The 16550-nt window shown below is 74.6% G+C and carries 17 protein-coding genes; 8 read left to right on the forward strand and 9 right to left on the reverse strand.

All coding sequences use genetic code 11. The features are described 5' to 3' along the window. Nucleotides 1–684, reverse strand: a 684-nt coding sequence (locus EAO70_RS05410; protein WP_187283742.1) for a CoA transferase, incomplete at its 3' end; no start/stop codon positions are given. 159 nt (nt 685–843) lie between these two features. Between EAO70_RS05410 and EAO70_RS05415 the strand changes: the two genes are divergently transcribed. Further along, the gene (locus EAO70_RS05415) at nt 844–2100 is read left to right on the forward strand and encodes an acyl-CoA dehydrogenase family protein (RefSeq protein ID WP_148001863.1); all 1257 of its coding nucleotides are present in this window, start codon (nt 844–846) and stop codon (nt 2098–2100) included. Here EAO70_RS05415 and EAO70_RS05420 read toward each other — a convergent pair. Both EAO70_RS05420 and EAO70_RS05425 read right to left on the reverse strand, forming a co-directional pair. Next, nucleotides 2053–3156, reverse strand: a complete 1104-nt coding sequence (locus EAO70_RS05420) for a sugar ABC transporter permease (protein ID WP_148001864.1) — start codon at nt 3154–3156, stop codon at nt 2053–2055. The genes EAO70_RS05415 and EAO70_RS05420 overlap by 48 nt on opposite strands. Beyond that, nucleotides 3153–4379, reverse strand: a complete 1227-nt coding sequence (locus EAO70_RS05425; RefSeq protein ID WP_261992680.1) for an MFS transporter — start codon at nt 4377–4379, stop codon at nt 3153–3155. The genes EAO70_RS05420 and EAO70_RS05425 overlap by 4 nt, the downstream gene beginning before the upstream one ends. Nucleotides 4380–4616: 237 nt before the next feature. Here EAO70_RS05425 and EAO70_RS05430 point away from each other — a divergent pair, with 237 nt between their 5' ends. The 3 genes from EAO70_RS05430 to EAO70_RS05440 all read left to right on the forward strand — a co-directional run bounded on the left by EAO70_RS05430 (nt 4617) and on the right by EAO70_RS05440 (nt 6512). Beyond that, the gene (locus tag EAO70_RS05430; RefSeq protein ID WP_148001865.1) at nt 4617–5300 is read left to right on the forward strand and encodes a hypothetical protein; all 684 of its coding nucleotides are present in this window, start codon (nt 4617–4619) and stop codon (nt 5298–5300) included. 148 nt (nt 5301–5448) lie between these two features. Then, nucleotides 5449–6144: a sigma-70 family RNA polymerase sigma factor gene (locus EAO70_RS05435; protein WP_148001866.1), complete on the forward strand. Its 696-nt coding sequence runs from the start codon at nt 5449–5451 to the stop codon at nt 6142–6144. 143 nt (nt 6145–6287) lie between these two features. Then, complete coding sequence (locus EAO70_RS05440; protein ID WP_148001867.1) at nt 6288–6512, forward strand: hypothetical protein; 225 nt, start codon at nt 6288–6290, stop codon at nt 6510–6512. A 63-nt stretch (nt 6513–6575) separates the two neighbouring features. Here EAO70_RS05440 and EAO70_RS05445 read toward each other — a convergent pair whose 3' ends face one another. Further along, complete coding sequence (locus EAO70_RS05445; protein WP_148001868.1) at nt 6576–8714, reverse strand: SpoIIE family protein phosphatase; 2139 nt, start codon at nt 8712–8714, stop codon at nt 6576–6578. A 219-nt stretch (nt 8715–8933) separates the two neighbouring features. Between EAO70_RS05445 and EAO70_RS05450 the strand changes: the two genes are divergently transcribed. Next, complete coding sequence (locus EAO70_RS05450; RefSeq protein ID WP_148001869.1) at nt 8934–10022, forward strand: mechanosensitive ion channel family protein; 1089 nt, start codon at nt 8934–8936, stop codon at nt 10020–10022. A gap of 78 nt (nt 10023–10100) precedes the next feature. On the opposite strand, the gene EAO70_RS05455 is transcribed toward EAO70_RS05450, so the two are convergent. Beyond that, nucleotides 10101–11621, reverse strand: coding sequence for a catalase (locus tag EAO70_RS05455; RefSeq protein WP_148001870.1), 1521 nt, complete (start codon nt 11619–11621; stop codon nt 10101–10103). Between the two features lie 352 nt (nt 11622–11973). On the opposite strand from EAO70_RS05455, the gene EAO70_RS05460 reads away from it, so the two are divergent. Further along, nucleotides 11974–12153, forward strand: coding sequence for a DUF6480 family protein (locus EAO70_RS05460; protein ID WP_148001871.1), 180 nt, complete (start codon nt 11974–11976; stop codon nt 12151–12153). Nucleotides 12154–12348: 195 nt separating this feature from the next. Continuing rightward, a complete protein-coding gene (locus EAO70_RS05465) occupies nt 12349–13857 on the forward strand; it encodes a cryptochrome/photolyase family protein (RefSeq protein WP_148001872.1) in 1509 nt (502 codons plus the stop codon). A gap of 43 nt (nt 13858–13900) precedes the next feature. Here EAO70_RS05465 and EAO70_RS05470 read toward each other — a convergent pair whose 3' ends face one another. The 3 genes from EAO70_RS05470 to EAO70_RS05480 all read right to left on the reverse strand — a co-directional run bounded on the left by EAO70_RS05470 (nt 13901) and on the right by EAO70_RS05480 (nt 15463). Continuing rightward, on the reverse strand, nt 13901–14227 hold the full coding sequence (locus tag EAO70_RS05470) for a PP2C family protein-serine/threonine phosphatase (RefSeq protein WP_222723440.1): 327 nt from the start codon (nt 14225–14227) through the stop codon (nt 13901–13903). Beyond that, nucleotides 14224–14481, reverse strand: a complete 258-nt coding sequence (locus EAO70_RS05475) for a WhiB family transcriptional regulator (protein ID WP_148001874.1) — start codon at nt 14479–14481, stop codon at nt 14224–14226. Before EAO70_RS05475 ends, EAO70_RS05470 begins: the two co-directional genes overlap by 4 nt. A 151-nt stretch (nt 14482–14632) precedes the next feature. Continuing rightward, nucleotides 14633–15463: an alpha/beta fold hydrolase gene (locus EAO70_RS05480; RefSeq protein ID WP_148001875.1), complete on the reverse strand. Its 831-nt coding sequence runs from the start codon at nt 15461–15463 to the stop codon at nt 14633–14635. Nucleotides 15464–15883: 420 nt separating this feature from the next. Between EAO70_RS05480 and EAO70_RS05485 the strand changes: the two genes are divergently transcribed. Continuing rightward, the gene (locus EAO70_RS05485) at nt 15884–16315 is read left to right on the forward strand and encodes a subtilase-type protease inhibitor (RefSeq protein ID WP_148001876.1); all 432 of its coding nucleotides are present in this window, start codon (nt 15884–15886) and stop codon (nt 16313–16315) included. A 93-nt stretch (nt 16316–16408) separates the two neighbouring features. Here EAO70_RS05485 and EAO70_RS05490 read toward each other — a convergent pair. Next, nucleotides 16409–16550 (reverse strand): FKBP-type peptidyl-prolyl cis-trans isomerase (locus EAO70_RS05490; protein WP_187283744.1); only part of this gene is annotated, 142 nt, incomplete at its 5' end.

The following is a 16550-nucleotide window of genomic DNA, read 5'->3' on the forward strand; positions in this document are numbered from 1 at the left end:
GGGCGGGAAGGGCGCGCAGGCCGTCGCGTACCGGAACTGGAAGGGCCGCCAGCCCGCGCGTATCGCGTCGGCGGGTGCGCCGAGGGCGCGCCAGAACGCGGCCCAGGCTCCGGGGTCGAGGGTCTCCAGCTCGAAGACGACGCCGTCGGCGGAGGTGAAGGGCGGTCCTCCGGCGGCGAGTTCGGCGGCCTCCTGCTCGTCGGCGCCGGCCGCGGCCAGGTACTGGGAGACGGCGAGCAGGCCGGCCCCGTCGGCGGTGGTGCCCACCCGGCGGGGGCCTGCGGTGCCGCGGGCCTGGGCGACGAGGGCGGCGAGGAGGCCCTGGACGGTGAGCACGCCGGTGGCGGTGGCCAGGTAGTCGACGCCGAGGCCGCGCGGGGTGCCGTGGCGGCGGCCGTGGACGGCCATCACACCGGTGGCGGCCTGGGCGGTGGCCTCGTCCTCGACGCCGGAGCCGTGGGGTCCCCAGGCGGTGTCGGCGGTGACGGGGGCGAATCCGGCGCCGTCGACGCCGATCCGGTCCGCGTCCGTGCTCCGCACCCGTCCGCCGAGGCGCCCCAGGTGGTCCGCGACGACGCGGGTGAGGGCCGGGGGCCCGCCGACGTCGACGCGCAGCGCGTCGAGCGGAAGCGGACCGTCGGGCCTGCGGCGGACCGCGTCGTACGGGGTCGCTGGTGACGCCATGCCTCTCCTCTCCTCGCGCGGGCGGTGGCCTGCGCACGGGTCTGTCACGTTCGCGGGAACCGGCGGGCGGGTGCGCCCGACCTCTTCCACGGGCAGGCAGTCGGACGCGTGTTCTGTCGAGTTCCCAAGACGGAGGAAACAGTGACGGACCATGACGGAGTGACAGCCGGCCTCGGTGCCACCCTCGCGCCCGACGCGGACGCCGGCGGCGGCCTCGCTCCCGAGCCGCTGCGGCAGCGGGTCTCCGCGTTCGTCCGGGACCGGGTGTTCCCCGAGGAGGCGGTGCTCGACGCGGGCGGGCCCGCGGCCGCGGAAGCGCGACGGCGACTGCGGGCGCAGGCCCGGGCGGCCGGACTGTGGGCCCTGCCGCTGCCCGCCGAACTCGGCGGCGGCGGAATCTCGTTGAGCGCGTACGCGCTGCTCGCCGAGGCGGAGGGGGCCAGCGACCACGGCCCGACGGCCCTGGGGTCGGCGCCCCTGCTGGACGTGACCATGCTGGCGCGCCACGGCTCCCCCCGGGTGCGCTCGGCGTACCTGCGCCACCTCGTCTCCGGCGACCTCCGGACGTGTTACGCGATGACCGAGCCGGACGTCCCGGGCACCGAACCGCTGCTCACCGCCACCCGGGCGGAGCGGCGGACCGGCGGCTGGACGGTCACCGGCCGCAAGTGGTTCGTGTCGCACGCCGCGGACGCTGACCTGGTGACCGTGCTCGCCCGGACGAGCGGCGCCGTCGGGGACCGCGACGGGCTGTCCCTGCTGCTGATCCCCACGGACTCCCCCGGGTTCCGGGTCGTCCGCGAGCTGCCCGTCCTGGGCGCCACCGGCCAGTACGAGATCGCGTTCGACCGGGTCGAGGTCGCCGAGGACCAGCTCGTCGGCGAGGCCGGGCAGGCTCTGACCATCGCCGGTGAGCGGCTCCAACTCGGGCGCACCCTGCGGGCGTTGCGCTGGGTGGGGCAGGCCCAGCGGGCGTACGACCTGCTGTGCGGCCGGGCCGTGGCCCGGCAGGGGGCGCGTGGACCGCTCGCCGACCGGCAGCTGGTCCAGCAGCACGTCTTCGAGTCGCTCCTGGCCCTCCGGAGCACCCGCCCCCTGGTGTACGAGGCGATGGCGCTGGTCGCGGAGGGACGCGAGGCCCGCATCGAGGTGGGCCTGGCGAAGACCGCGGCGGCCCGCACCCTCCAGGAGGTCGCCGACCGCGCCGTCCAGGTCTTCGGCGCCGCCGGGCTGGGCCCGGACACCGCGCTCCCCGCACTGCTCCGCACGGGACGGACGGCCAGAATCCTGGACGGCCCCGACGAACAGCACGTCGGAGCGGTCGCCCGGCGGGCACTGCGGGGTGTGGGGCGGGTCGGGGTGAGGTCGTCAGACCCGCCCGAGGTCGACGCCCCCGAGGAGTGCGGTCAGGCCTAGGGCCAGGAAGTAGTCGCCCCAGACCAGTTCGTGGCGGACCGCCGTGCCGCTTCCGGCGTCGTAACAGCCGTCGAGCAGCATGCCCGTCGGCCGGCCGCCGCCCGGTCGGGTGAGGTGGGCGTCCACCAGCGCGCGCAGGACGGTCTCCGCGCGGTCCGCGCAGGCCGTGGCCCCGACCGCACCGGGGACGCGCGCCAGTTTCAGCAGGGCGACCGCTGCGATGGCGGCGGCGGACGTGTCGAGAGGAGCGTCGGGGGCGTCCGCCTCGGCGGGCGGGACGACCGGTCCGTCGAGGAACTCCCCGCGCCGGAGAAGGACGTCGGCGGCGCTCGCCAGGCGGTCGGCGCGCCAGGCGGGGTCGCCGTCCGCCAGGAGCAGGCCGTCCGCGACCGCCAGGAGCAGCCACGACTCGCCCCGCGTCCAGCCGGGCGCGGGATCGGGCTCGGCCACCCGGCTGCCGCGCGGCCCGTCCAGGCGCCATGCCGGGACGGGCCGCCCGCTTCCTTCCCGGCCGTCCAGGCACAGGTCGAGATGGCGGTGCAGATGGGCGGCGGCGGCCGCCCGTCCCTCCGGTCCGGCGGCGGCCAGGAGCGGGACGAGCCCGGGGACGCCGTCCGCGCGGGCCCGCAGCCGCGGGCCGCCCAGCGCGGCGCCCCACGGGACCAGGCCGAGCTCCGGATCCCAGGCGTCGAGCGCGGCCTTCGCGGCGCGCTCGCGCAGGGCGGCGGCCGCGCGGTCCGTGTCCTCGGCCGGGGCGGTGCCGTACCAGAGGACGAGGCCGCGGGCGGCGGTGTCGGCCTCGGCCCAGGGCGCCAGGCGGGCCGTGACCGCGGCGGCCGCGCGGCGGTCGGCCGCCGTGCCGGTGTGCAGGGCGCGGAGCCGGTGCAGGCCGGCCCAGAAGCCGCCGGTCCACGAGCCCCGTCCCGTCGTCGTCCAGCGGCCGTCGGCGGGGTCCGCGTACAGCGGGAACCGGGCGCCCACCTGCCCGGCGGTCTCCGTCACGCGCCCGAGGACGAGCCGCAGCGCCTCCTCGGCCCAGTCCCTCGTTCCGGTCACGTCGTCACCCCGCCCCGGCGGGTGCGGCGGTCCCCGACCGCCCAGAGGAGGGCGACGGCCCCGGCGACCGCGAACTCCGCCGCGACCAGGGCCCAGCCGGTGCCGTACCGGCCGCGCTCGGCGAGCAGTCCGAACAGCGGCGGTCCCACGGCGAACCCCGCGAAGAAGCCGGCGGCGACCAGCGCCGAGTCCTGCCCGGCCCGGCCCGGTGCCGAACGCTGCATGACCAGGACCATGGAGACCGCGTTGCCCGACACGGCGAACACGCCGACCGCCACGGCCGCCACCCACACGAGGGGCCCCACGCGGAGGGCCGCGGCCAGGAGCAGGGCCGCGCCGACCGCGCCGGCCGCGAGGAGGGCCGGGAACCAGGGGGCCCGGTCCGGTGTCGCGGCCCGGGACCAGCCGACCCGGCCGGCGATCCCCGCGAGACCGAGGACCGCGACGAGCGCACCCGCCACCGCCGGTCCCATGCCGAGCCGTTGGACGCCGAACAGCGCGACGTACGTGTTCACGGAGGCGATGCCCGCCCCCAGGAAGAGCGAGAAGGCGGCGAGCCACGGCACGGGCGCGCCCGGCCGGGCCGGTGCGCCGGGCGCGGCGCCGGCCGGGGGCGGCGGGTCGGAGGGCAGCGCCCGCCGGGCCCACAGGGCGGCGCCGAAGGCGGCCGCGGCCGCCACCCACACCGCGCCCCGCCAGCCCAGCGGGCCCGCCGCCGCCGCGAGCGGCAGGCCCGCGGCGAAGGCGCCGAGCTGGACCCCGGACTGCTTGGCGCCGGTGACGGCGCCCCGGCGGGGCGCGGGGACGGCCGCCAGGATCGCCTTGTTCGTCGCCGGGTTGGCGAGGGCCTGCGGGAGGCCGCCCAGCGCCACCGCCACCAGGAGCAGGGCGGGCCCGGGGGCCGCGCCGATCAGTGCGAGCGCCACGCCCGACACGGCGAGCAGCGCGACGAGCGCCCGCCGGGGGCCGATCCGGTCCACGACCCGGCCGCCGGCCGGCGAGAGGACGGCGGCGGTGCCGAACCCGACCGTGGTCGTGAGTCCGAGCAGCGTCTCGGAGACGCCGAGACCGTCCACGAGGCGCGGCCCGAGCGCTCCCAGGAGGAAGAGCTGCATCATCGAGAAGGCCATGGCGGTCGTCAGCAGCGTGGTCAGTCCGCGCGGCCCCGTGTGCCCGGACTCCCCCGCCGTGCCGGTGGCCGCCGTCCTGCCTGCGGACTTCACGTGGCTCCCCCTCACCGTGGGACGGTCGGGCCGTCCGCCGTCGCCGTGGAGAAGTCGTGGCGCGGGTGCCGGAAGTTCCCGACGCGCTCTTGTGGGCCGCGCCACAGTCGCGTACTGATGACCCGACAGGTCGAGGGGGCGGCCGTGGTCGCCCTTCCCGCCCCCGTGTCTCCGGAGGGGTGCAAGGATGGGCGCGCCATGACACCAGGCCGATGTGCGCGAGGAGCCCGGGCCGCGATGTTCGCGGCCGTCTGCGTGCTGCTCGCGGCCACCGGCCACGTACTGATGTCGGGTCAGGACCTGCCGACCACCGTCCTCGGCCCGGCGTTGGCGGGGACGTTCGGCCTCGCTTGGATCCTCGCGGGGCGTGAGCAGGGCCTTCTCGCGGTGACGGCGGCCACGGTGGCCGTCCAGACCATGCTGCACACGGTCTTCTCCCGGTCGCAGTCGCAGGGTTCCCCGCCGCCCGGCCGGCCCGTCGCGGACACCGCCGCCGCGGCCCACGCGGCCATGGGGCACACGGGGCACCTGGGCATGGCCGGCATGGACCCGGCCCACGGATCCGGGCGGGGCACGTCCGTCGGCTCCGGGGCCGTCGCCCACGACATGACAGAGATGTCAGAGATGTCGTCGTCCCTCGGGATGGTGTCCGCGCACCTGCTCGCCGGTCTCCTCAGCGGCCTCTGGCTGGCGTACGGGGAACGGGCGGCGTTCCGCCTCGTACGCTCCCTGCCGCTGTGGCGGTTCAGGTCACCGCTGCGGCCGCTCAGGCTGCTGCTCGCCGCCGTCGTCCCCGTAGCGCCGGCGCGCCCGCGGATCCGGCGCGTCCGCGCCGAGGACGAGCGGGCCCCCCGGCGGCTGCTCCTCGCCCATTCCGTCATCACCCGGGGTCCGCCGCGCGCCCTCGCTGTCTCCTTCTGACAGCCGGCTCCCCGCGGCGACGGCCCGACCCACCGCACCGCCGTCGCCCGGGCATCGGCCTGCCCTCACGGCAGCCCGCGACCCCTTCACCGGCGCAGCCGCGCGACCGCGCCGCCGGACCTCCCTTGCCCCGTAAGGACTTGTGGCGATGACCCCTGCCCTCGGCACCCTGCACCAGGGACCGATCACCTCCTCCCGCCCGGCCCGTACGCCGGACGCCGACACGGACGCCGCGACCACGCTGCTCGCCCTGGCCGCGCGGGACGGCGACCCCGCCAAGGCCGACCTGTTCGTCCGCGCCCTGCACCGCGACGTCTGGCGGTACGTGGCCTATCTGAGCGCCGACCGCCAGGCCGCCGACGACCTCACCCAGGAGGTCTTCCTGCGCGCGATCGCCGCGCTGCCCCGGTTCCAGGGGCGTTCCTCGGCGCGGACCTGGCTCCTGTCCATCGCGCGCCGCACGGTCGTCGACAGCCTGCGCCACGCCGCCGCCCGCCCCAGACTCTCCGACCGCGACGACTGGCAGGCGGAGGCGGAGCACACGCAGCCGCTCGGCCTGCCGGGATTCGAGGACGGCGTGGCCCTCGCCGAGCTCATGGACTCCATCCCGGCGGAACGGCGTGAGGCCTTCGTCCTCACCCAACTCCTGGGCCTGCCCTACGCCGAGGCGGCCGAGGCCATCGGCTGTCCGGTGGGCACGGTCCGCTCGCGGGTCGCCCGGGCCCGCACCTCCCTGGTCGCGCTGCTGCGGGGCGACGGGGAACCCTCGGCCGCGGGACGGGCGGCCTCCCCGCCCTCGCTGCCGGCCCAGCGGGGCTCGACGCGGGCGCCCGCGCTGGCCTGATCCCGTACGGGGAGGACCGCCGCCCCTGTGGTCCGGCGGACGGGATTCCCTCCCGTCCGCCGGAACCGGGGCGGCCGTCGATCCGACTCCTCCCCCGGGCGCCCGGGCCGAGCCGGGCCCCTTCGCGCTCTGGAAGGAGGCCGGTGGACACCACCCGGAACTCGAAACCGCGTGGGGCGGGAACGGCCCCGCGCCGCCGGTACGGACCGCCCGCCGCCGTGTGGGGGTTCCTGGCGCTGCTGGTGGCGGTGTTCCTCGGCTCGTACGCCCTGGGCGCGACGGTCGGACCGATCGGCAGGGAGGACCGGCCCCCGCCGTCGGCCCCGCCCCGCGTCACGGAGCACGTACACGAAGGTGATCACTCCTGACGGCCGGAGGGACGACGTACCCGGCCGGCGGGACGACGTACGGCCTCGTACCCCGGGTCCGGGTCACCCCTCGTCGGCGCCGGTCCGCCCGGGGGCAGCCTCGCCGTCCTCCCCGTACACGAGGCTCCGTTCGGCCCACAGGGTCTTGCCGCGGCCCGACGGTCTCACGCCCCAGCGCCGGGTGAGCTGGGCGGTGATGAACAGGCCCCGGCCGTTCTCGTCCGTGCTCAGGGCGCGGCGCAGATGGGGGCTGGCGCTGCTGTCGTCGGTGACCTCGCAGACGAGCGTGCTGTCGCGGATGAGGCGGAGCCGGATCGGGCCCTGCGCGTAGCGCACGGAGTTGGTGACCAGTTCGCTGACGACCAGGGCGATGTCGTCGATGACGTCCTGGGCCAGGCCCCATTCCGTGAGTTGCTCCGTCGCCCGCCGCCGGGCCTCCCGGGCGCTCTCCGGGGCGTTGGGGAAGGTCCAGGCCTTCGTACGGGAGTCGTCCATCGTGCGGGTGCGGGCCAGCAGCAGGTAGGCGTCGCGCGGGGACTGCTCGGGGGCGAGGGCGTCGGCGCACGTGTCGCAGGCGGCCTGGAGGGTGTCGTGGGGTGCGGCGAACAGGTCGGTCAGCCGGTCGAGCATCGCGTCCCTGCCGCCCGCGCCGGTCAGCAGGGCGTTGTTGCAGATCAGCAGGGTGGAACCGGCGGGCAGGGCGCGTTCCGTGAGCCCGTACCGGGCGAGGCCCTGGCCCAGAGGCGGTCCGGCGGCGACGTCGAGCAGTTCGACGTCGCCGCCCGGGTGCACCAGGACGGGCGGGGGGTGTCCGGCGCTCGCCGCCGTGCACAGCCGGGAGACCGGGTCGTAGACGACGCAGAGGCAGGTGGCGGGTGGTCCGTCGGCGGGTTCGGAGCCGGTCCCGGCCGGCGGGCCGCCGGGGCGGCTGGCGAGGTCGTGGAGCCGTTGGAGGATGTCGTCCGGCGGCAGGTCGAGGTCGGCCAGCACCTCGATCGCCGCGCGGAGTTCGCTCATGGCGCCGGGGGCCGACGTCCCGGACGTGGTGTCCCCGGCCACCAGGGCGACCCGGGAGCCGGAGAGGGGGATGGCGTCGGACCAGCCGCCGCCGGTGCCGGCCGGCAGATGGGTGCGGGCCAGTTCGACGGCGGTGCCCACGGTGGCCTGCGCCTGGGCGAAGCCGCCGGAGAGGACGCGTGCGGCGGAGCGTTCGCGGCCGTAGAGGCGGGCGTTGTCCAGGCACTGGCCGGCGTGCGCGGTGAGCTGCCGGGCGAGCCGCAGGTCCCGGTGGTCGAACGGCGCCGGGTCGCGCCAGCGGTAGAGGCAGGCCAGGCCGAGGACCACGCCCCGGGCCCGGATCGGGACGAGGAGCATCGAGTGCGCTCCCGCTCGGACGATCCGGGCGTCCCGGCGGCGCGCGGTGTCGAGCCAGGGGGCGTCCGGGCGGAGCCGCCGGATCAGCTTGGGGGCCAGGGTGTCGAGGGCCGCGCGGTGGGGGGTGCCGGGCGGGTACACGGTCACCTCGCCGACGACGGGGACGCCCTGCCGCTCGGGTCCGGCGACCGAGCGGTAGCCGACGCGGCGGAGGGTCTGGTCCCGGTCGTGGGCGTCGACCGTCGGAGCCCGGCCGCTCATGACCGTGTCGTAGACGTCGACGGTCACGGTGTCGGCCATGGCCGGGGACACGATTTCGCAGAACTCGGCGGCGGTGCGGACGATGTCCAGCGTGGTGCCGATCCGGGCGGCCGCCTCGTTCAGCAGGCGCAGTTCCGCCTCCGCCCTCGCCCGGGCCGTGACGTCGGTCAGCGCGACGGCCACGCCCAGCACGGTGCCGTCGGCCCGCTGGAGCCGGAACGCGGACGCCGAGACGACGGCCTCGGCCGGGGGGACGTGGTGGTCGCGGACCCGGATGCTCAGGTCGAAGGCCGGGGTGCCGGTCTCCAGCACCCCGCGGGCCGCCCGTTCCACGGCAGCGGGTTCGGGGAGGTCGAAGGAGCGCAGGATCTCGGCGAGCGTGCGGCCGAGGAACCGGTCGACCGGGAACTCCCGCATCAGCCGGGCGGCCTTGTTGACCCGTACCAGCCGCAGTTCCCGGTCGTAGACGTGCAGGCTCATGGGCGACTGGGAGAACAGGGCGTCGAGCACGGCGTCTCCCAGCCCCCGGGGGACGGGCCCCTGGTCCTGCTGATCCTCACCAACCACGGGGGAGCCCCCTCGACGAGACGGCGGAGTGCGCTGCCCTCCATGCAACGCGATCCGCGCCCGCCCGGCCACCGCAGCCGGATGGCCGGGTGAACCGCCGGATACGTCCCACCTCCGCGCGGCCCCGGGCGACGGGCCCGTCGCCCGGGGCCGAGGTTTGGCGTACCCGGCGGCGGTGAGGCGTATCCACGGCCTGTTCGACTATCGACTGGGGAGCATATGGAGAGCTTCATTCGCCTGGCGATCTCCGTCGGCGGTTCGGCGCTGGCGGCCTACGCCGTCTGCCGCGCGGCGGACATGCTGGCGCGGTTCGCCGACCGCCGGCATCCCGAGACACCTCTGTGGGGGCTGCTGCGCCGCGGCCGCACACCGCTGTACGTGGTCGTGCTGGCCGCGCTGCTGCGGTGGACCTACCCGATGGCGGCGCGGGGACAACAGCCGCTCCAGGAACACGTGGACACGGTGGGACACATCCTGCTGCTGTCCCTGATCGGCGGCGGCGCGTGGCTGACGGTACGGACGGCCGCCGCGGTGGTCGAGTCCTCGTACACGCGCTACGCCGGCCGTTCGCGCGACGCGGCGCGGGTGCGCCGGGTCCGCACGCAGGTGTCGCTGATCATGCGGGTGGTGACCGTCGCCGTCGGGGTGGTCGCCGCCGCCGCGGCGCTCGTCACCTTCCCCTCCTTCCGTACCCTCGGCACGTCCCTGCTGGCCTCGGCTGGGATCATCGGCATCGTGGCCGGTGTGGCGGCCCAGTCCACGTTGAGCAACCTCTTCGCCGGCTTCCAGATCGCGTTCGGCGACATGGTCCGGATCGGGGACACCGTCGTCGTGGACGGCGAGTGGGGTGTCGTGGAGGAGGTGACCCTCACCTTCCTGACGGTGCGGACCTGGGACGAGCGCCGGGTCACCCTGCCCGTCTCGTACTTCACCTCGCGTCCCTTCGAGAACTGGTCGCGCGGTGGTGCGGAGATGACGGGTTCGGTGTTCCTGCACTGCGACCACTCGACTCCGGTGGCCCTCGCGCGGGCACACCTGAAGGAGTTCCTGTCGACGTGCGACACCTGGGACGGCCGGGCCTGGGACCTGGCCGTGACGGACACCTCGCCGACCGGCATCACGGTGCGGGCGATCGTGACCGCCAAGGACCCCGACGACCTGTGGTCGACCCGCTGCGCCGTCCGGGAGGAGCTCGTCGGCTGGCTCGCGCGTGAGCATCCGGGCGCCCTTCCGAAGGTGGTCACCGCTCCCGCGGCCGACCTCCTGGAGCTGCGCGAGGAGGAAGGGGCCGGCGTGTCGGGGCGGTGACGCCTTCCGAAGCGCCGCCGAACGGCCGGTGGGCGCCCCCTCGATGACGAGGGGGCGCCCACCGGCCGTTCTGTCGCGTCAGGCCTTGTCCTGCATGGAGCTGCGGGCGGGGTTGCCCTGGTCGGCGGCCTTGGGATCCATCTCGTCGGCCTTGGCGCGCACGCCCTGGGCGATGCGCTTGCCGAGGTCCTGGTCGATGTTGGACCAGTAGGTGAAGGCACGCTCCAGAACGGGTTCGGTGACGCCGTTGAGGAGGTGGCCGACGACGTTGTCGACGAGCCGGTCCCGGGCGGCGTCGTCCAGCACCTCGCGCACGAGGGTGCCCGGCTGGCCCCAGTCGTCGTCCTCCGGGTGGGAGACGTACGCCGACCGGGTGATCTCGCCGTCCGCGGTCCAGCTCGGCGGGTTCCCGTACCGCTCGGTGTCGGCGGCGGGCCCGCCCTTGGAGTTCGGCGCGTAGACCGGGTCGGACGTCTTGCGGTACGCCATCGCCCCGTCCTTGGAGTACGTGTGGACGTCGACGACCGGCGCGTTCACGGGCAGCTGCTGGTAGTTGCCGCCGATGCGGTGCCGGTGGGCGTCCGCGTACGAGAAGAGGCGCGCGAGCAGCATCCGGTCGGGGCTGGGACCGATGCCGGGGACCAGGTTGTTGGGCTGGAACGCGGCCTGCTCGATCTCGGCGTGGTTGTCGGTGGGGTTGCGGTCGAGCGTCATGCGGCCCACCGGGATCAGCGGGTAGTCGCCGTGCGGCCACACCTTGGTGAGGTCGAAGGGGTTGAAGCGGTACGTCGCCGCGTCCTCGTACGGCATGACCTGCACGTGCAGCGTCCAGCTCGGGAACTCGCCGTCGCGGATGTGCTCGAACAGGTCGCGCGTGTGGTAGTCCGTGTCGACGGCGGCCATCTGGTCGGCCTCGTCCTGGGTGAAGTACTCGATCCCCTGGTCGGTCTTGAAGTGGTACTTCACCCAGAACCGCTCGCCGGAGGCGTTGATCCACATGTAGGTGTGGGAGGTGTAGCCGTTCATGTGGCGCCAGGTGCGCGGGATGCCCCGGTCCCCCATCAGCCAGGTGACCTGGTGGGCGGACTCCGGGGAGAGGGTCCAGAAGTCCCACTGCATGTCGTGGTCGCGCAGGTTGTTGTCCGCGCGGCGCTTCTGCGACCGGATGAAGTGCTGGAACTTCATCGGGTCCTTGATGAAGAAGACCGGCGTGTTGTTGCCGACCATGTCGTAGTTGCCCTCGGACGTGTAGAACTTCACCGCGAAGCCGCGCGGGTCGCGCCAGGTGTCCGGGCTCCCGCGCTCCCCCGCGACGGTGGAGAAGCGGGCGACCAGCTCGGTTCGGGTCCCCGGCTGGAAGAGCGCCGCCTTGGTGTAGGCGCTCACGTCATGGGTGACCTCGAACCTGCCGAACGCGCCGCTGCCCTTGGCGTGCGGCTGGCGCTCGGGGATCCGTTCACGGTTGAACTGCGCCATCTGCTCGATCAGATAGGCGTCCTGCAACAGGATGGGACCGCCCGGGCCCACGGTGAGCGAGTGTTCGTCGCTCTCCACCGGGGCTCCGGAGTCGGTCGTGGTGGCGGGTCGGCTCTCGGTCATCGGTCGTGCTGCCTTTCCCTCGTGCTGGACGGTGGCGCTCACCCGTGGTCGGGGGCGGGGCAGCGGCGAACGGAAGCACTGCCGACATAGGCCTCCTCGACGGGATCGGGCCGGTGTCGCGGGGCGGCTCTCTCTCCGCCCCGGGCACACGTCCCAGCGTGTACCCACAATCTCGACGACACCACCTGGTGATTCCGGCCCGGCGTCCCGGGGCGGGCGGAGAGCCGCCCCGGGGCCGCCCGCACGGACCGGGCTTCGACGCACGAACGACGCGCGTGGCAGGCCTCGGCCGATCGAGGGATGGTGGAGACCCGGCGGCGACACGCCGTCCCGCACCCCCCTGGGAGAGGCCATGACCCAGCCGCTCGTACCGCCCCAGGAGACCCCGCCCGCGGAGGGGTCCACGTCCTCGGCCCACCAGGAGCGCGCCGACGGCGGCATCTGGGAGCATCCGAGGGTGTGGCTCGCCCTGATCAGCGCGGGCGCCGTCCTCGGAGGACTCTTCTTCCTCTTCCGGTTCCTCTCCTTCTGAGCCTGCCGCGACCCCTCTGAGCCGCGGTCCGCCGCCGGCCGGCCTCGCGCCGGTCGCCGGCCGTTCCGGGGCCGTACGCGGCAGCGACCCGGCGGCGGATCGTTCGCGGGGGCCGCATCCGTCGGACACCCGCGCGCCGAAGTCGGGTCGGGGCGCCAGGAGGCGCCGCACGGCGACCGAGCGGATCGAGGCGGCATGACCACCCGTACGCACTGGCTCTTCGGCGACCAGCTGGGGCCGGCGTTCCTCGGCGCGGGCGACGACGGCGAGGGCCCCTCGCGCGAGACGCCCGTGGTGATGATCGAGTCCCGTGCCGTCTTCCGCCGTCGGCGCTTCCACCGGGCGAAGGCTCATCTGATCCTCTCGGCGATGCGGCACCGCGCCGCGGAACTCGGCGACCGGGTGACGTACGTACGGGCCGACACCTACCGGGAGGGGCTGCGGAAGGCGGTCGGCCGGGACCCGGTGACCGTGCACCATCCGACCTCGCGAGCGGCGCTCGCCCTCGTGACGTCCCTGGACCGCGTCACGGTCCTCCCGCCGCGCGGGTTCCTGCTCGGCCACGACGACTTCCGGGCGTGGGCGGACGGGCAGCGCGGGCTGCGGATGGAGGCCTTCTACCGGCACCTCCGCCGTGACCACGACCTCCTGATGGACGGCGGGAGCCCCGCGGGCGGCACGTGGAACCTCGACCACGAGAACCGGGAGCAGCCGCCGCGGGGCCGGGCGACGCTCGGGGCGCCCGCCCCGTACCGGCCGCGGGAGGACGACATCGACGAGGAGGTCCGCCACGACCTCGACCGCTGGGAGCGCGCGGGGGACGTCTCCTTCGTGGGCCGCGACGGGCCCCGGCGGTTCCCCGCCTCCCGCCGGGAGGCCCGGGCCGCCCTGAAGCGCTTCCTGGGTGAGCGGCTGGCGGGCTTCGGCGCGTACGAGGACGCGATGCTCGCCGACGACGGCGTCATGAGCCACAGCCTGCTGTCGTCCTCCCTGAACCTGGGGCTCCTCGATCCGGTCGAGTGCGTGGAGGGCGCGGAGACGGCCTGGCGGGCCGGCGACGCGCCGTTGAACTCCGTCGAGGGCTTCGTACGGCAGATCGCCGGCTGGCGCGAGTACGTGTGGCAGCTCTACTGGTACTTCGGCGAGGACTACCGCTCGTCGAACGCGCTGGGCCACACCGCCGCCCTGCCCGACTGGTGGAACGACCTCGACGCGGACGCCGTGTCGGCCCGCTGCCTGGCCACGGTGCTGCGCCAGGTCCGGGACACCGGGTGGACCCACCACATCCCGCGGCTCATGGTGCTGGGGAGCCACGCGCTCCAGCGCGGCTGGGATCCGGCCGCCGTGACGGACTGGTTCCACCGCTGCTTCGTCGACGGGTACGACTGGGTGATGCTGCCCAACGTCGTGGGGATGTCGCAGTACGCGGACGGCGGCCGGATGACCACGAAGCCGTACACCTCGGGCGGCGCCTACATCGATCGCATGAGCGACCTGTGCGGACCGTGCCGCTACCGCCCGGACCGGCGGGTCGGGGAGGACGCCTGCCCGTTCACGGCGGGCTACTGGAACTTCCTCCACCGGCACCGCGGCACGCTGGAGCACAACGCCCGGATCTCGCGCGCGGTGCACGGCCTGGACCGCCTCAAGGACCTGTCGGCCCTGCTGGACCAGGAACGGGAGCGGGGTGAGGGCCCGCCGTGAGGGGGTGCGGGTGGCGCGGTCCGGCTACCGCGGACCGAGCGGCTCAGGTCGCGGTGCCGACGCGGGCGGCGAGCAGCGCGATGTCGTCGTCCGCCGAGGCCGGCACGAGGTGGGTGAGCAGCCGGTCGCAGAGGGCGGGCAGGGACGGCACGGGGGCGGCGAGCAGCTCGGTCAGTTCGGTGAGGCGGGCGTCGATGTCGCTGCTCCGGGACTCGACGAGCCCGTCGGTGTAGAGGACGAGGACGCTGCCGAGGGGCAGTGTGACCTCGGTGGTCGTGAAGTCGACGCCGCCGACGCCCAGCGGCAGGCCCGGCGGGACGTCGAGCAGGCGGACGGTGCCGTCGGGGGTGGGGAGCACCGGGGTGCTCACTTCGCCGCGACCGCGCGGTTGCGCAGACGACGCTTCAGGGCGCGGCGCTCGTTCTCGTCGAGGCCGCCCCACACTCCCGTCACCTGGCGGGCGTCGTCCATGGCCCAGTTCAGGCAGGCCTCCCGGACGGGGCAGCGCCGGCAGATGACCTTGGCCTCCTCGGCCTGGACCAGCGCCGGGCCGCCGGCTCCCACCGGGAAGAAGAGGTCGGGGTCGACGTTCTGGCAGGCAGCGGATGCACGCCAGTTGTCCATGTCGGATCTCCTTTCTGCGTGTACGGCGTCGTCCTCTTCGGCTGACCGCTCAACGGGAGTTGAAACGCCGTCGGCACACATGAACGTGACGGGGGAGACCCGGGGGGCCGGAGAAGGACGTGTCGTCGTCCCCCGGCCCGTCACACGGCCGTCACTCCTTGACGAAGGCCAGGAGGTCGGGGTTCACGGTGTCGGGGTGCGTGGTCAGCATCCCGTGGGGGAGGCCCTCGTAGCTCCGGAGCCTGCCGTTGCGCAGCAGCTTCGCCGACAGCGGTGCCGAGTCCTCGTACGGGACGATCTGGTCGTCGGTGCCGTGGGCGACCAGGACGGGTACGTCGATCTGCTTCAGGTCCTCGGTGAAGTCCGTCTCGGAGAACGCCTTGATGCAGTGGTAGTGGGCGTTGGCCGCGCCCCGCATGCCCTGCCGCCACCAGTTGTCGATCACGCCCTGGGAGACCTCGGCGCCGGGGCGGTTGAAGCCGTAGAACGGGCCGCTCGGGACGTCCAGGTAGAACTGGGCCCGGTTGGCGACGAGCGAGGCCCGGAAGCCGTCGAAGACCTCGATGGGCAGGCCGCCCGGGTTGGCGTCGGACTTGACCATGATGGGCGGCACCGCGCCGACGAGGACGGCCTTCGCGACCCGTCCCGGCGTGGCGCGGGCGACGTACCGGGCGACCTCGCCGCCGCCGGTCGAGTGCCCGATGTGGACGGCGTCGCGCAGGTCCAGCGCGTCGGTCACCGCCGCCACGTCGGCCGCGTAGGTGTCCATCTCGTGGCCGCCCGCGCTCTGCCCGGAACGGCCGTGCCCGCGCCGGTCGTGGGCGACGACCCGGTAGCCGTGCTCCAGGAAGAAGAGCATCTGGTTGTCCCAGTCGTCGCCGCTCAGCGGCCAGCCGTGGTGGAACACGATCGGCTGTGCGTCGCGGGGCCCCCAGTCCTTGTAGAAGATGCTGGTGCCGTCCTGTGTGGTGACCGTTCCCACGGCTTTCCTCCGCCCAGAAGTACCGATGTGTCGAAGCATGCGTCGATGCAGAAACTTACCCGCATCGGGCATTCCTCTCATGCGGGGCGGCGGGGGGAGGAGGTGCCTCCATGACTCGCGGGGGAGCGTCGGTAATCGGCCGTACTGAACGACCGTTCGGTAAACCCGGGGCGTCCCCGTGCAGGCCGGCAGCCCCGCCAGGGCGGAAACGGGGTGTGCGGAGCGGGGCGGACGACGTCCCGCAGCGGCCCTGACCTGCTGAACACACATTCGATCACCGGCATGTGGGCGCGGATGTCCGGATAGCGACCACCGAGATGCGATCGCTCTGCGTGTCAGACACACTCCGAAGCGCAAACGGAGCGGCGATTGCAAGGTAGATGCCGCTTCAACTCTTCAAATCGAAAGCGAGTCCCCGTCATGCTTCGCCGTTTCGCTGCAGTCTCCGCGTCCGCTGTTCTCTGCCTCGTCGGCACCGCGGGTGCCGCGGAAGCCCGCACCGAAAGCCTGTACGCGCCCTCCGCCCTCGTCCTGAGCATCAGCAAGGGCGCCGACGCGGGCTCCGCCGTCGTCCAGCGCGCGGTCACGCTCAGCTGCGCGCCGACCGCCTCCGGCACCCACCCCGCCCCCGAGGCGGCCTGCGCCGAGCTGAAGGCCACGCACGAGGGCGGCACCTTCGGGGGCCTGCTGGCGTCCCCCGCCACGGACCGCATGTGTCCGCAGCACTTCGACCCGGTCACCGTCACCGTGGACGGCGTGTGGGAGGGAGCCCGCACTTCGTGGCAGTACACCTTCGGCAACGCCTGCACCATGGGCGTCACGCTGAACGAAGGCGCGGCCTTCTCCTTCTGATCGACCGCCGGGGGGACGGCGAGGGGGGCGAGGCGCGGACCGTGCCGGGACCGGACAGGGGACCTGTCCAGCCCGGATGCGACCGCGTCCGCCTCAGACGGCGACCGTGAGCAGGTCGACCACGAAGACGAGCGTGGAACCCGCCGGGATCAACGGCGAGGGCGACCGGTCGCCGTAGCCGAGGCGCGGGGGAACGACGATCTCGCGCCGGCCGCCCACCCTCATCCCCCTGATC

Source organism: Streptomyces sp. adm13(2018), assembly GCF_008042145.1.
GTDB lineage: Bacteria > Actinomycetota > Actinomycetes > Streptomycetales > Streptomycetaceae > Streptomyces.

Coding starts and splice junctions, on each gene's coding strand:
- EAO70_RS05430 (WP_148001865.1), top strand. CDS start 4,617: ATGTTCGCGGCCGTCTGCGTGCTGCTCGCGGCCACCGGCCACGTACTG.
- EAO70_RS05435 (WP_148001866.1), top strand. CDS start 5,449: ATGACCCCTGCCCTCGGCACCCTGCACCAGGGACCGATCACCTCCTCC.
- EAO70_RS05450 (WP_148001869.1), top strand. CDS start 8,934: ATGGAGAGCTTCATTCGCCTGGCGATCTCCGTCGGCGGTTCGGCGCTG.
- EAO70_RS05455 (WP_148001870.1), bottom strand. CDS start 11,621: ATGACCGAGAGCCGACCCGCCACCACGACCGACTCCGGAGCCCCGGTG.
- EAO70_RS05460 (WP_148001871.1), top strand. CDS start 11,974: ATGACCCAGCCGCTCGTACCGCCCCAGGAGACCCCGCCCGCGGAGGGG.
- EAO70_RS05465 (WP_148001872.1), top strand. CDS start 12,349: ATGACCACCCGTACGCACTGGCTCTTCGGCGACCAGCTGGGGCCGGCG.
- EAO70_RS05475 (WP_148001874.1), bottom strand. CDS start 14,481: ATGGACAACTGGCGTGCATCCGCTGCCTGCCAGAACGTCGACCCCGAC.
- EAO70_RS05485 (WP_148001876.1), top strand. CDS start 15,884: ATGCTTCGCCGTTTCGCTGCAGTCTCCGCGTCCGCTGTTCTCTGCCTC.